This is a genomic window from Thiomicrospira aerophila AL3 (assembly GCF_000227665.2).
Taxonomy (GTDB): Bacteria; Pseudomonadota; Gammaproteobacteria; order Thiomicrospirales; family Thiomicrospiraceae; genus Thiomicrospira; species Thiomicrospira aerophila.
Window position 1 is genome coordinate 799,452 of the sequence record NZ_CP007030.1, and the last position, 14,004, is coordinate 813,455.

Below are 14,004 nucleotides of genomic sequence, written 5' to 3' on the forward strand. Positions count from 1 at the left end.
GAATGGGTGATCATTCTATAATTGATTTAGTGTTAATGGCCAGTCCAATTGTGCAATTGGTCATGGCCATTTTAGTATTTATGTCTATTTCAGCCTGGGCGATTGCTTTGGCGAAAACTCACCAAGTACGTAAAGCAAAACAACAGCTTGTCGCGTTTGAAGCTACTTTCTGGGATTCAGATGATTTGGGTCAATTATATCGCCAAGTCGCCCATAAAGAAGGGGGGGACTTACAGGGCTTAGAGCGTCTATTTGAAGCGGGCTTCCAAGAGTTTGTTAGACTTAAAAATCAAGGTGTAGAAGATGCTAATGATCTGGTATCGGCGAGTCATCGAGCGATGAAAATTGCCTTAGGTCGAGAAACTGAGCGTTTAGAACATCGTTTATCTTATTTGGCAACGGTGGGTTCATCGGCGCCCTATATTGGTCTTTTTGGTACGGTCATCGGGGTCATGCACGCGTTTCAAGGATTAGGTGATTCGCCAAACATGACCCTGGCTGCGGTTGCGCCGGGTATTGCGGAAGCTTTATTGGCAACCGGGATGGGGTTGTTTGCTGCCATACCTGCAGTCATATTTTTTAATAGTCTAACAAATCGCGCTGATCGGCTTTTAAGTGAATACGAACATTTTGCTGAAGAGTTTTTGGCTATCCTACAACGTCAGGCTCATTCGAGCTAGAAGGAGCGACCTGTGAACACCAGTTTGCGATCAAGTCGTGACAAAAAACGTTTAATGGCAGAGATCAATGTCGTGCCTTACATTGATGTTACGCTGGTGTTGTTGATTATTTTTATGGTCACAGCGCCTTTGGTTCATCAAGCCATTACGGTTGATTTACCCGGTACGCCAGAAATTGATCGTTCTGTTGAAGCAACGCAGTTAACTCCGCCTTTTGTTATTACCGTGACCCGTGATGGGCTCTACCATACCAGTGAAAACCCGAATGAGCATTTAACGCCGGCTGAGCTAGCCATGCTGGTTGCGGAAGTGGTTGCACGCAGCCAATTAAATGAGCAGCTTTCTATAGTGATTGAGGGTGATCGTGACGCGCCATACGGACGTGTAGTGCATCTATTTGTATTGCTCAAGAATAATGGTGTGCCTAACGTCTCGTTAATGACTCAACCGGAGGATGGAGTGTGATTAGTTATATCAAACGACATCCCTACGCGGTGGCATTGGCTTTAGCCTTCCATTTCATTATTGCGTTGTTTTTAATTGGTAACTTTTGGTCCAAACCAATGGTGATAAGTGTTCAGGATGCCGGTCCAGCATTGATTCAACCAGAGGTTTCGCCTCAGATGCCTTTAACAACCATGACGGTTGATCAGGAGTTGATTGAAGCGCAGTTAACCCGTATTAGGGAGCAAGAATCTCAGCGCCAGGCTGAACAGCAGCGTCAGTTAACAGAGGCGCGTGAACGTGAACAACGTATTGCGCAATTGCAGCGTCAACAAGAAGAAGAAACGCGTCGTGCGGAACAAGCCCGCCGTCAAGCTGAGCAGGAGCGTCAACGCATTGAGGCAGAGCGCCAGCGTGCTGAAGCCGAACAGCGTCGTGCAGATGAAGCGCGTCGTGTGGCTGCGCAGGCCGAGCAACAGCGAGCCCAAGCAGAGCGCGATCGGGCGCGTGCAGAGCAACAGGCTCGTGAAGCCACGCAACAGGCTGAACGTCAGCGTCAAGCTGAGGAACGTCGCCTTGCTGAACTAGCCGAGTTACAAAAACAAGCCGAAGCTGAGCGTGCAAGACAAGAGGCCCGTCAACGTGAGGTAGCTGAGCAAACGCGTCAGCAAGAAGCGGAGCGAGCTCGTCTTGCTGCATTAGCTGAAGAAGAAGCGCGCCAACGTGAAGCGGCTCGCCAGCGTGAGGTACGTAATCTACGTCAGAGTTACGTCTCATCGATTACTGCTAAAGTGCGAGAAAATTGGCGGACACCAGCAGATATTTCTGCCGATGCACAATGTGAGTTAGTGATTGTGCAGGAACGCGATGGTACTGTCGTTAGTGTTAGAACAGAACGTTGTAATGCGCAAGCCTCTGAACAGTTTAAACAAGCAGCCGAACGTGCTGTGCTGCGGGCTTCGCCTTTGCCTCAGGCCCCTGTGCCTGAAGTTTATGAGCGTACCATTCGTTTTGTATTTAAACCTTAATGATTTAAGTTTGTTTGATAACTAAGAAGGATTCATCTATGCGTTATAGCGCTATGCGACAAAAGATTGCAAGCTGGTCAGCAGGCCTGGTAATGCTATTTGCAAGCCAGTTTGTCCACGCCAATTTGGTTATTGAGATTACCGAAGGGTTTGAAAATGCCATTCCGATCGCTGTGGTGCCATTTAGTGTTGAAGGGCGGGGTGCCGCGCCACAGGATGTTGGTGAGATTATTCAAAATAACCTGCGTCGCAGCGGTCGCTTTGCACCTGTTGCAACGAATCGTTTACCCCAGCGTCCAGTCACCCTTGATGGTGTTATTTTTGAGCAATGGCAGCGACTTGATGTTGATCATTTGATTATGGGGCAATTGAGTCTTCGTCCAGATGGTAGCTATGATATTGATGTGCGTTTAGTGGATGTGTTGCGCCGTCAGCAAATTATCGGTAAACGTTATCAGCAAATTCCAGCTAACCTTTTACGTCAAGCAGCACATCAGATTTCTGATGAACTTTATTATGAGTTAACTGGGGTTTGGGGAGCGTTTAATACTCGATTAGCCTATGTTACGGTCAGAGAACAAGGTAATGAGCGCAATTATTCGCTCGATGTGTCTGATTCAGATGGCCACAACCCTCGTACGATATTGCGTAGCCGTATGCCTATTATGTCGCCACGTTGGTCACCTGATGGTCGTCATATTGCCTATGTGTCGTTCGAAGCAGGTCGCTCAATTATCGTACTGCAAAGTTTGGATGGCAGTCAGCGTGAAGTCTTAGCTGAATTTAATGGCATTAACAGTACACCGGTTTGGTCTCCAGATGGCCGCCAAATGGCGATGACCTTGTCTAAAGATGGCAGTGCTAACCTCTATATTATGAATTTAGCTAACCGCCAATTGCGTCAAGTCACCAATCATCCAGCCATTGATACTGAGCCTAGTTGGAGTCCAGAGGGCGATGCGCTCTACTTTAACTCGGATCGTCGCGGACAACCACAGATTTTTAAATTGGATTTAGCGACCAATGTGGTGACACGGGTCTCTTTTGAAGGACGTTATAATGCCAGCCCGATGGTATCGCCAAACGGGCGTCATTTGGCAATGGTGCATGCAAATAACGGTTTTAACATTGGTATTATGGATCTTAGCAATGGTGACTTCAGACAGGTAACACGTACCAGTCTTGCTGAGTCACCCAGTTTTGCACCTAATAGTGATATGCTTGTGTATGCTACTAATAATCGCGGTCGCGGCGAGCTCGCGGTAATTTCGGTTGATGGGCGTGCATCACAGGTGCTAAGAGTTCAGGATGGTCAAGTACGTGAGCCTGCTTGGGGTCCTTACTTGACACCACCAAGAATGCGTTAAAAAAATTTTATTCTCTTTATTTGATTAGGGACCCACAAACATGAATAGCGTAAAAGTTTCTCTTATTTCCGTGTTAGCTTTCTCAATGGTAGCCTGTAGCAGTTTGCCTGAAATTGACTTATCTGATGAAGTTCCGCCGGTTGTTGAAGATCGCCGAGCGGGCGGTGGCTTATTGGAAAATCGTGGTATCGAAGTCGTGCCTCTTGAAGGGCAAGCTGGTTTTGAGGCTTTAGATTTAACCGATGGCCAATTACCAGGCCTGCTGCCAGATGAGATAACCGCTGAAATGGAGCCCATTGTTTATTTTGGCTTTGATCAATACACAGTTGATGACAAGTCATTGAATGTATTGCGTTATTACGCTGACGTGATGCTTAATAACCCGAGCTTAACGGTTAAGTTAGAAGGACACACAGACGAGCGAGGTAGCCCAGCGTATAACCTAGCTTTAGGTGAGCGCCGTGCCATTGCGGTTTTGGATGTGATGAAAGCCTATGGTATTGGAGAAAATAGAATGATGGCCATTTCATTTGGTGAAGAACGTCCTGCCGTGTTTGGTCAAAGTGAAGAAGCCTACTCAATGAATCGTCGCGTTGAGTTAAACTTTAGATAGAGGTGAGTATGGTCAAGTGGTTATTGCTGGTGACGCTACTGACACCGTCAGTTGTGTTAGCGCAGACATTGGAGCAGCGTGTTGAGCGCCTAGAAGAAATTGCCAGTAACCCGGTTACGATTCAATTAGGCCAGCGCTTGGACTTTCAAGCGAACGAAATTGCCCAAATCCAAGATCGTCTTGACCGCTTAGTGTTCCAAAATCAACAGCTACAACGACAACTGGAACGTCATATCGAACAAGCTAGCCAACGGATTACACAGCTTGAAGCGCAGTTGCAAGCTGCTGCTCAGCAAGGTTTACTCTCAGAGCCAAATGCACTCGCTGAGCAAGGTGAATTGACACTCACTATCGCTGATGAGTTTTCAGAGCAATCTGAGTTAGGCTTGGAGCAGGATGCAACGCAAACAGCCTTAGATGTGTCTCCCACTGAGGTGACGCTTGAGTTTGCACCTGAGCAATCAGGTGATATTAATGAGCGTGAATTAATTGTTTTAGACACATCACCACAGGGTGAGATGCAGCAAGCTTATGATCAAGCGTTTGCATTACTGGGTACAGGGGATTATGACGCTGCGCAAGAAGCGCTAAGCGCCTTTATCGCCAGCTATCCCAATGAAAATTTGACTGCGGATGCTTATTATTGGTTGGGCGAATCTTGGTTAATTCAACAAGACTTTGCACAGGCGATACAAGCCTTTCAAAAGGTTATCGAGGATTTTTCCGATCATCCGCGCTATGAAAATGCCTTGTTGCGCGGTGCCGATAGTCTAGTGGGTCTAAATGATCTAGACCAAGCCATCACGCTCTATAATCGAGTCATTGAACAATTTCCGCAAAGTCGTGCGGCACAAAGTGCTCAAGACCGCTTAACGCGCTTGCAGGTACTTAACTAATGTCGATGGCTGATCAAACTGCGGTTATTCTGTTATCAGGTGGTTTAGATTCTGTCACCCTACTAGCGCTAGCGCGAAGTGAAGGTTATCAGTGTCATACACTGAGCTTTGCGTACGGGCAACGTCATACGGCGGAGTTAGCGGCGGCGGCTAATCTTTCTACGCAATATGGTGCTAAGTCACATCGGGTTGTGCCGATCGATTTAGGTAGCATCGGGGGCTCAGCCTTGACTGACCATAGTTTATCTGTGCCAGTAGATGGGGTGACCGATCAAATTCCAATTACTTATGTCCCTGCACGTAATACGATATTTTTAGCCTATGCATTAGCGGTTTGTGAGGTTCTCGAGGCGCAAGCCTTATTTGTTGGGGTCAATGCAGTTGATTATTCAGGCTATCCTGATTGTCGTCCGGAGTTTATTGCGGCTTTTCAAACCCTCGCTAATTTGGCGACCAAAGCAGGCGTTGAAGGCCATGGGGTAGAGGTAAAAACACCTCTCATTGCCTTGTCAAAAGCCGAGATTATCAAACTAGGGGTCGGCTTGGGGGTTGATTACAGTCAAACGGTGTCTTGTTATAGTGCTGATGAGCAAGGTCGTGCGTGTGGATTATGTGATTCCTGTCGTTTACGCAAACAGGGTTTTGCCCAGGCAGGCCTGGTTGACCCGACTCGATACCAGGCTTAATTCTTGCTAAGTTATTGATTTTTTTGTTCCCTCCGGTTGTTGTCTTTTTCATAATAAAAAAATGTCATAAAAAGTTAAGAAAAGGCTTGCGCTTCCTGGGGTGGAATGTATAATACGCCCCATATCAACGAGGGTCGTTAGCTCAGTTGGTAGAGCAGTTGGCTTTTAACCAATTGGTCGTGCGTTCGAGTCGCACACGACCCACCACATTTAGAAACCCCATCAACTTTATGATGGGGTTTTTTTTTGCTTCAAATTGTCATTTTTTTTGTTATATTTCACATTTAGGCCGGACTTCCGTTTTCAGCAGGCTTCTGAGGGCATCTTCCCATGTTAATTACCTTTACGGCGTTGTATTTATTTGTGGCTATTGTGATTGGTTTGTTAGCCGCAACCAAAGTCAAAAATATGGGCGATTACGTATCGGCCGGGCGCAGCTTACCGATATGGATGGTAACGGCGATGGTGTTTGCAATCTGGTTTGGCGCTGAAACGGTGTTAGGGGTGCCGGCAGAGTTTTTACAGGATGGGCTAGGGGGCATTATTGCCGATCCCTTTGGCGCTGCCTTATGTTTAATATTATTCGGGGTGTTTCTAGCGCGTAAACTCTATCGCATGAATCTGTTAACCCTTGGCGACTTTTATCGCATTCGCTTCAATCGTAATGTTGAGTTGATTGCATCAGTGGCGATTGCAGTGTCCTATTTGGGTTGGGTGTCGGCACAGATTATGGCGCTGGGCATTGTGTTTAACGTGCTGTCAGATGGTTCTATCAGTGTTTTTAACGGCATTTTAATTGGCACAGGTGTGGTACTCATCTATACACTATTCGGTGGTATGTGGTCCGTTGCGGTGACGACCTTTGTGCAGATGATTGTGATTGTACTAGGCCTGCTATTTATCGCTTGGTACTTGTCTGGAATGACTGGTGGGGTGATGCCGGTCATTGAGCATGCTGCCCAGGCTGAACGTTTTGTGTTTATGCCTGATTTAAATACCATTGCAATGCTGGCATTTATGTCAGCGTTGCTGACAATGGGCTTGGGCTCAATTGCTCAACAAGACGTGTTTCAACGTGCAAACACGGCAAAGAATGAATCGATTGCGGCCTGGGGTACCATTAGTGGCGGGTTGATTTATTTGGTGTTTGCTGCTGTGCCTATTTTCTTGGGCTATTCGGCGTTCTTAATTAATCCAGACTTGGTTAATCACTTCATGGCAATAGATGCCCAGTTAGTCTTGCCTTATTTGGTGAAAGAGCATTTACCTTTGTATGCCCAGGTTATTTTTTATGGTGCCTTATTATCAGTGATTATGTCTACCGCCTCGGCAACCATGTTGGCGCCTTCGGTGATTATTTCTGAGAACATCTTAAAAGACTTCATCAAAGGCTTAAGCGATCGTTATTTATTATTGCTAACCCGTGGTGTGGTGATTGCGTTTGCATTGCTAGTCGCCATTTATACGCTTTGGTCGTTGGAACAAGAAACGTCTATTCATAAGATGGTTGAAAATGCTTACAAAGTCACCCTGGTGGTGGCATTTGTCCCTTTAGTAGCGGGACTGTATTGGAAGAAAGCCAGTAATGGCGGTGCGCTGTTAGGGATTGCTTTGGGCGTGGTCACTTGGTTAAGTTTAGAATATTTGTTTCCAGGTCTAGAAGAGAGCCTGCCGGCACACTTTATTGGTTTCTTTATGGCCATCGCGGGTATGATTTTGGGGTCCTATTTGTGGCCGAAAAAACCAGCACCCGAAGCGGTTCAACCCGACGATAATGTGACACCGATATCCCCAGCTCAGCCTGGATGAGCGATTATAAAGTTGATGGATTTGCCGCCACGCTAGAGCAAGTGGCGATTATTGAGGCTGCTATGGCAGGCAAAAGTTTTGCGGTGCCTGCCTTTGCCGGCACCAGTAAAACGGCTACGCTTAATGCTATAGCGCAACACCAGCCGTTTAAAAAGACCCTTTATCTCGCCTTTAACAAAGCGATAGCGCAAGAAGCGCAAGCCTTATTTCCTAATTGGGTGGAGTGTCGAACAGCGCATAGTCTAGCTTATCGTTATGTCGTGCAACCCAGTCAGGCTATGTTGCAAAAGTTGCGTGCCGGCGGCGGTTTTATTCCCTTTCAAGATATTGAGGCCTATGCTGAAAAGACAGCTAATTGGCCCACCTTTGGACGTAGTCGTTTTCAAATAAATCTAGCCATTAGTGAAACCCTGAGTGGTTTTTGCAATTCTGCGGATAGTGAACCCGATGCCTCTCATGCCCCTGAGTCGCTGCAAGAGTGGTTACGAACGCTCAAGCCACATGAACAAAGCGCATTCTTAACCCCGCTGATTGCCAGTGTACGTGCGCTTGCTCAGGCCATGTTTGATGAGGCCCATCCTTGTGCAATTACCCATGATGGCTATTTGAAGCTGTTTCAGTTACGTCGTCCGCAATTAAATTATCAGCTGTTATTTTTAGATGAAGCCCAAGATACCAATCAGGTGCTTAAGGCTTTGCTGACACAGCAACAGGCGCAAAAAATTTGGGTGGGTGATCAGCATCAGCAAATTTATACCTGGCGTAAAGCCAGCGCTAGTTTATTAGGCGAGCCTAAACAACATTATCCACTGACGCAATCCTTTCGTTTTGGGCAGCATATTGCCAAGCTAGCCAATTTACTGTTGCAGCAAACGGGTGAGCAGCGTGAATTAAAAGGCTTATCTCAAGACTATCCTGTGAACACGCATTTTGATCCTTATGCCGCTTATACCGTGCTATGTCGTACCAATGCTAAGGTGTTTGAAGTGGCCGAGTTTTGTATTGAACGTAAAATTACCTTTGAAATTAATGGTGGATTGGATCAAGTCGCAAAATTGATTGAATCTGCTTTTGCGCTCTATCAGGGTAAATTACAGCAGGTGAAGGTCAGTGATTTGGCGATTTTTACCAGTTGGCAAGAGTTTACTCAGGTGGCGGATGAGGCGCAGAAAAATGAATGGAAGAATATTATTAAATTTGTTGAAACGCATCGAGAGCAAACACTAGCGCGTATTGCACGTTTGCATCAACACTGTGCGTCAGGGTCACGCCAAGCATCACAGGTATTTATTAGTACGGTGCACAAAGCAAAGGGCTTGGGCTTTGAGCAGGTACTCTTAGCATCAGATTTTGAGGCGCCAGAGGTGGATGCGCCCGATTATCAAGAGCAACTGAATGTGCTTTATGTTGCCATTACGCGCGCTAAAAAAGTGCTTAAGTTACCCAAAGCACTCAATCAGTTTTTTGCTAAATTGGCTGAACAACAAGCGGTTCAGCCAAAATCTAGGTCTAAAAGGCTGGCTTAATCTTCAACAGATACCATCGGATAAGGGTGGGGTTCGATAGTGACCAGGCCTGTTGCTTCGCTTTGAAGTTGGCCTATTGCGACTTCAAGTGATTTAACCGTAGCGACAGCCAGTACCTGTGTGCCGCTAAAAATATCAGCGGTGGCCGAGACGACTTCAAACTTATGTTTTTTCTCATTGTCGTCTATTAGACTCAACTCTGAACCCGGTTCAAGATCAACCAATTGGGCGAGCTTCAAGCGAAACATGCGTTTGCTGGGTTGGCTGCGATAATGTAAGCGCGCAATAATTTCCTGCCCGGGATAACAACCTTTTTTGAAATTGATTTGCTCAAGCTTATCTAGATTCAAAAACTGGGCAATAAACTGCCCTGACGTTTGTGCACTGACACTGGGGATGCCGGCCAAGATTTTTAGCAAGCGCCAATCAAGGTAGTTGGTAGCTTCACCATTGCGTTTAAGTGCATCCCAGGCTTTTTCGGCCGTGGCAACGGGTGCAAAAATTTCATAACTATGATAGGGTCCGGGTACCTTAATCAAGGTTAGGTCGGGAAAGCCTTCATCTTTTGCTTGGGCCGTATTAAGCAATTTTTTTAATTTCACATCCAAACGACGCTGGATTTCTAAATCGGCAAACTGGCCTGCATAGCCGATTTTGATCCAGTTTTGACTGACATCAACTAGCGTCACTTTGGAGCGCATAATAAACATCTGTAGACGCTTTTGGATGGTGTCCTTGAGGCTGCCGTCGAAGCTTAGATAATAATTGTCGCCCATTTTAAAAACTAACATGATCGCAAGAACCTGACCTTTTGGGTCACAGTAGGCGCTATAGCAGGCCTGGTCCTCGCTAACGAGTTTTATGTCATTGGTAAATTGACCATTTAAAAAACTGAGCGCGTCGTCGCCACTGACTTCAAGCAGCGCATCATGGGCAAGGCTGGTTAATGCTGGACCATGGGTTAGGATAGTCCGCTCTAGTTCAGGAAACTGTAATGCTGTAATCGCACCCTGTTCGTTTAGTGTGGCTTGTTGAGCGGTTAAAAAGGTCTGCCAGTCATTATTGATCATGTGTCTTCTCTATCTGCTTAAAGTTGGACGAAATTGGGTTATTATAGTGTTATTCGTTTTAATAGTTATGCTAGCGTTATATGGGTTAATTGATTATTTTCAAGTTTAAATAGCTTACAAGGTAAAAACACTATGAGTCGCAACCAACAAGAATTTTTAACCTTTTTCCTGGGGCCTGAACAATACGCCATCAATATTTTGTGTGTACAAGAAATTCGTGGCTGGCATGAGCCTGATCCTTTGCCTAATGTTCCGGACTATGTGCGTGGGGTCATCGATTTGCGTGGTACGTTGGTTCCGGTGATTGATTTACGAACAAAATTTAAACTTGATGCGCCATTTACGGTAACCACGGTGGTAATAGTGGTACAAATGGGTCAAGGCGATGATGCAAGAACACTGGGGCTAGTAGTGGATGCCGTGTCCGATGTAAAAACCTTTGATACTGAAAATCTTCAACCTGCTCCGGATATTTCTGCTGGGGTTGACCAGCAATATATTCTTGGTTTAACCACCATTACCGATGCCCAGCAAAAACCGACGATGGTCATCTTACTAGACTTAGAAAAGCTCATTGCGGAAAGCCTGCTGAATCAGTTGGCGCATGTTTGATTTGCTCAAGAAGAGCAGCTGAGCCGTAAACCTTTTTGGCTGAGACTTGGGCGAGCACAATAGGCTTGCCATTCTTCTGCTACCTCAAAGGGGTTCTGCAAGGCTTGGCGTAATGAATCTACCCATTGGCAGTCGCCTGATTCTGCTTTGTCGATTGCTTCTTGTGCGATGTAATTGCGTAAAATAAGCTGAGGATTGTTGTTTAAAATTAACATTTTGCGGTCATTTTCTGATGACGTTTCAAAGTCTAGTCTTGCTTGATAGTCCCGCCACCAGGCCTGGTAATCGCTGAGTTGACTAGCTTGTTGGGCCTCAAAATTTTGTGCCAATTCACGCCAAGTGCAGCTCCAATCCAGCCGGTGCTTATCCATTAAAATAATCAGTTTTGCGACTAACTCTTTGTCATTTGGATGAGTCTGAGCCAAGCCAAGTTTTTGGCGCATTAAATGGATATAGTGGTTGTTATATTCGGTGACATAATCATTCATAATGGCGCTACGCGTAGCCTCACTTGGAATCAGGTTGGCAAAGCTGGCAGCTAACACTTGGCAATTCCATAAACCTATTTGTGGTTGTTCGTTGTAGGCATATCGGCCCGCATGGTCAGAGTGATTACAAATGTAACCTATCTGACAATCATCCAAAAATCCGTAGGGGCCATAATCGAAGGTTTCGCCTAAGATTGAAAAGTTGTCGGTATTCATGACACCGTGATTAAAGCCAACGCTTTGCCATTTAGCAATAAGCTGGGCCGTGCTGACTACAATTTGGCGTAGCAATGCTGCATAGGGGTTGGGTGAATCAGCTAAATGAACAAAATGTTGGGCAATAACGTAATCAGCCAGTTGTTTACTGGCATCGGCACCAACTTCAGCAGCCCATTCAAAATGACCAAAGCGAATATGACTTGGGGTTAACCGCAGCAGTGCAGCACGGGGTTCCGGTCCTTCACGCCACACGGTTTCCTGATTGCTCACCACGCTTAACGCGCGACTGGTTGGAATGCCAAGTCCGGCCATAGCCTCACTCGCCAAATATTCTCGAATACATGAGCGGAGTACTGCACGACCGTCACCGCCACGTGAAAAAGGGGTGCGGCCAGCCCCTTTTAAATGCCAATCATAGGAAATGCCAAGGTAGTGTGATCCTTGTCCTAATAATAGGCCGCGACCATCACCTAAATCGGGGTTGTAGTATCCAAACTGATGCCCCGTGTATTTTTGCGCGATAGGCGCAAGCGAATCGTCAAGGAGTCCACTGGCTAGATTAAGTAGGGTTTTGTCGTCGAAAGCGATGGCGTGTTGTGCAATCAGCGCGTCATTGCGGGCTATCCAGTGGGCGTTAACGAGCGGTTCAGGCTGACAGTGTCGAAAGAATGTTGAGCCTAGTTGGCAAAAGGGTTGTTGAAAGGGCGTAAAAGCTGACATGCTATTTCCGAGTAAAATAGTGGGTTATTGCGTTATTGTAGAGTGAATAAGCCCAATTGCAAGCACAAATAACACGCTGGCACTGATACGATTTAGCCAACGCTGGCGTTCTGGATGCGCCTCAAATAGCCATATTTTTAGTTTGGCAGCCAGTAGGGCGTAAGCACCCAAGACCAGGGTTAAGATGCCACTAATTAAGGCCAGTAACATTATTTGATCATCAAGCGTTAGGGCATCGATATCAATAAAAGCCGGTAGAAAAGCTAAATAAAACAGCACTGGATTGGTCAAGCTCACCGCAATGCCAGCCATAAAATGGCTGGCTGAAGCCTGTCCCTCATCCAGTTGCAAAATGATCGGTCGTCGCCAACTTTGAATACCTAAGACGATCAACACCAAGCTTGCGAGCAGCATTAACAGGGTCAGCAGGCCTGGTTGGTTGGCAAGAGTGAGTAGGTTCAAGCCAGCCAGGGTCGCTATTAACACAATTAAGTCCATGACAACAATGCCCGTAACAACGAGTAGTCCGGCGATTAAACCAAACTGTAGGGTGCGGGTTACGGTCATGATCACCCCTGGCCCAGGTGCGGCCGCCACCAGGGTTAGGGCGATGGATAGGCTAATAAATAAACTAAGCGTCATGTTTAAATAAGAGTACCTGGCCGTTAATGCAGTAGCGTAAATGGGTCGGGGCAGGGCCATCTTCAAATACATGACCCAGATGAATGCCTGTACTGGCACTGCGTACTTCCGTTCTAATCATGCCATGAGAGCGATCTTTGACGAGGCTCACCGCATTGGGCATTACGTCATAAAAACTGGGCCAGCCAGTGCCGCTATCAAATTTTTTATCACTATGGAACAAGGCTACGCCTGACAAGGGGTCAAGGAACCAGCCGCGCCGTTTTTCCGTTAAATAGGGACCACAAAAAGGGCGTTCAGTGCCTTGTGAAAAGGCGATATATTGTTGTTCCTCGGTTAATAAATACTGACCTAACCAGCGCCAAAACGCCTCGTAAGGCGCATCATATGGGCCGGTAAATTCACCAACAGGGCGGCCATGGTGTTCAAACTGCAAAGTCAGTGGCGTGTCGGTTGCTGTGTTGCTTGCCGTATTGACGCGGCGTATCTCAAACGGCAAAGGATAGGTTTCAAGTATGGCGTGTAAAAATGCCTCGGTATTGTGATTATTACTGGCGCCATAGATAACTAAACCGCTATTTGGATAAGGATTGAATCTTGTTGCAGACGGATAGGCTACGCCAGTGCCCCCTAGGCCGCAATAACCATTGGGGTTCTTTTGTAAATAGCGTTGATGGTAAGTCTCGGCGGGGGTGTAGTGCGTTAATCGGGTAATTTCAGTGGTGATCTTAGGCAGGCCTGCTGCTGTTAAAGCCTGTTGATAGGTTGCCTTACTGGCCTCAGCAATCGGCAAGTCTTGGTCACTAGCGGTAAAAATGGCACTGCGGTAATTACTGCCTATATCGTTACCTTGACGATCTCCTTGGGTGGGGTTGTGGCTTTCCCAAAATCGCGCTAATACTTGTTCAAGGGTGGTTTTTGCAGGGTCAAACCATACTTTAACCACTTCAGCATGGTTTTTTAAATCACTTAATCCTAAGCGCAACTGGCGTTCATGAGCCAGAATCGCCTCATAGCTGGCGGTAATCTCACCATTTGCGTAGCCAGATTCCACGTCAAGGACGCCCTCAAGCGACAACATTCTTTTTTCAGCCCCCCAAAAGCATCCCATGCCCAATACAACAAAGGGATAGCCATTATCCAGTGAATTATTGCTCATTGTGTTTATTCCGTTTAGTTTTGGTTTAAATCTTTGATTTCATAG

General features: G+C 46.4%; 14 protein-coding genes and 1 tRNA gene. 11 read left to right on the top strand and 4 right to left on the bottom strand.

The genetic code is table 11. The features are described 5' to 3' along the window. Nucleotides 1-2 precede the first annotated feature (2 nt). From tolQ to THIAE_RS03790, 10 genes are all read left to right on the top strand, one after another. Nucleotides 3-680 (top strand): protein TolQ, encoded by a 678-nt coding sequence (gene tolQ / locus THIAE_RS03740; RefSeq protein ID WP_006459193.1) that lies wholly within the window; start codon nucleotides 3-5, stop codon nucleotides 678-680. A gap of 12 nt (nucleotides 681-692) precedes the next feature. Next, the gene (locus THIAE_RS03745) at nucleotides 693-1,145 is read left to right on the top strand and encodes an ExbD/TolR family protein (protein WP_006459192.1); all 453 of its coding nucleotides are present in this window, start codon (nucleotides 693-695) and stop codon (nucleotides 1,143-1,145) included. Continuing rightward, a complete protein-coding gene (gene tolA, locus THIAE_RS03750; RefSeq protein ID WP_006459191.1) occupies nucleotides 1,142-2,152 on the top strand; it encodes a cell envelope integrity protein TolA in 1,011 nt (336 codons plus the stop codon). Before THIAE_RS03745 ends, tolA begins: the two co-directional genes overlap by 4 nt. Nucleotides 2,153-2,190: 38 nt before the next feature. Beyond that, nucleotides 2,191-3,519, top strand: a complete 1,329-nt coding sequence (gene tolB, locus THIAE_RS03755; RefSeq protein ID WP_006459190.1) for a Tol-Pal system beta propeller repeat protein TolB — start codon at nucleotides 2,191-2,193, stop codon at nucleotides 3,517-3,519. A gap of 40 nt (nucleotides 3,520-3,559) precedes the next feature. After that, entirely contained in the window at nucleotides 3,560-4,132 is a 573-nt protein-coding gene (locus THIAE_RS03760; RefSeq protein WP_006459189.1) for an OmpA family protein, read from the top strand. Between the two features lie 8 nt (nucleotides 4,133-4,140). Further along, nucleotides 4,141-5,028 carry a tol-pal system protein YbgF gene (gene ybgF, locus THIAE_RS10525; RefSeq protein WP_006459188.1) on the top strand — a complete coding sequence of 296 codons (888 nt, stop codon included), beginning with the start codon at nucleotides 4,141-4,143 and terminating at the stop codon, nucleotides 5,026-5,028. Nucleotides 5,029-5,033: 5 nt separating this feature from the next. Then, nucleotides 5,034-5,714, top strand: a complete 681-nt coding sequence (queC, locus tag THIAE_RS03775; protein ID WP_025299294.1) for a 7-cyano-7-deazaguanine synthase QueC — start codon at nucleotides 5,034-5,036, stop codon at nucleotides 5,712-5,714. Nucleotides 5,715-5,845: 131 nt separating this feature from the next. Further along, nucleotides 5,846-5,921 (top strand) — tRNA-Lys (locus THIAE_RS03780). A gap of 123 nt (nucleotides 5,922-6,044) precedes the next feature. Further along, entirely contained in the window at nucleotides 6,045-7,523 is a 1,479-nt protein-coding gene (locus tag THIAE_RS03785) for a sodium:solute symporter family protein (protein WP_006459186.1), read from the top strand. Beyond that, entirely contained in the window at nucleotides 7,520-9,049 is a 1,530-nt protein-coding gene (locus THIAE_RS03790) for a 3'-5' exonuclease (RefSeq protein ID WP_006459185.1), read from the top strand. The genes THIAE_RS03785 and THIAE_RS03790 overlap by 4 nt, the downstream gene beginning before the upstream one ends. On the opposite strand, the gene ygfZ is transcribed toward THIAE_RS03790, so the two are convergent. Continuing rightward, complete coding sequence (gene ygfZ, locus THIAE_RS03795) at nucleotides 9,046-10,119, bottom strand: CAF17-like 4Fe-4S cluster assembly/insertion protein YgfZ (protein WP_006459184.1); 1,074 nt, start codon at nucleotides 10,117-10,119, stop codon at nucleotides 9,046-9,048. The genes THIAE_RS03790 and ygfZ overlap by 4 nt on opposite strands. A gap of 132 nt (nucleotides 10,120-10,251) precedes the next feature. On the opposite strand from ygfZ, the gene THIAE_RS03800 reads away from it, so the two are divergent. After that, nucleotides 10,252-10,731, top strand: coding sequence for a chemotaxis protein CheW (locus THIAE_RS03800; RefSeq protein WP_006459183.1), 480 nt, complete (start codon nucleotides 10,252-10,254; stop codon nucleotides 10,729-10,731). 5 nt (nucleotides 10,732-10,736) lie between these two features. Here THIAE_RS03800 and THIAE_RS03805 read toward each other — a convergent pair whose 3' ends face one another. Genes THIAE_RS03805 through msrA form a run of 3 tightly spaced genes read right to left on the bottom strand, consistent with a single transcriptional unit; the run spans nucleotide 10,737 to nucleotide 13,959 of the window. Next, entirely contained in the window at nucleotides 10,737-12,158 is a 1,422-nt protein-coding gene (locus THIAE_RS03805; RefSeq protein ID WP_006459182.1) for a protein adenylyltransferase SelO, read from the bottom strand. 24 nt (nucleotides 12,159-12,182) lie between these two features. After that, a complete protein-coding gene (locus THIAE_RS03810) occupies nucleotides 12,183-12,800 on the bottom strand; it encodes a LysE family translocator (RefSeq protein WP_006459181.1) in 618 nt (205 codons plus the stop codon). Further along, a complete protein-coding gene (gene msrA, locus THIAE_RS03815; protein ID WP_006459180.1) occupies nucleotides 12,790-13,959 on the bottom strand; it encodes a peptide-methionine (S)-S-oxide reductase MsrA in 1,170 nt (389 codons plus the stop codon). The genes THIAE_RS03810 and msrA overlap by 11 nt, the downstream gene beginning before the upstream one ends. Nucleotides 13,960-14,004 lie beyond the last annotated feature (45 nt).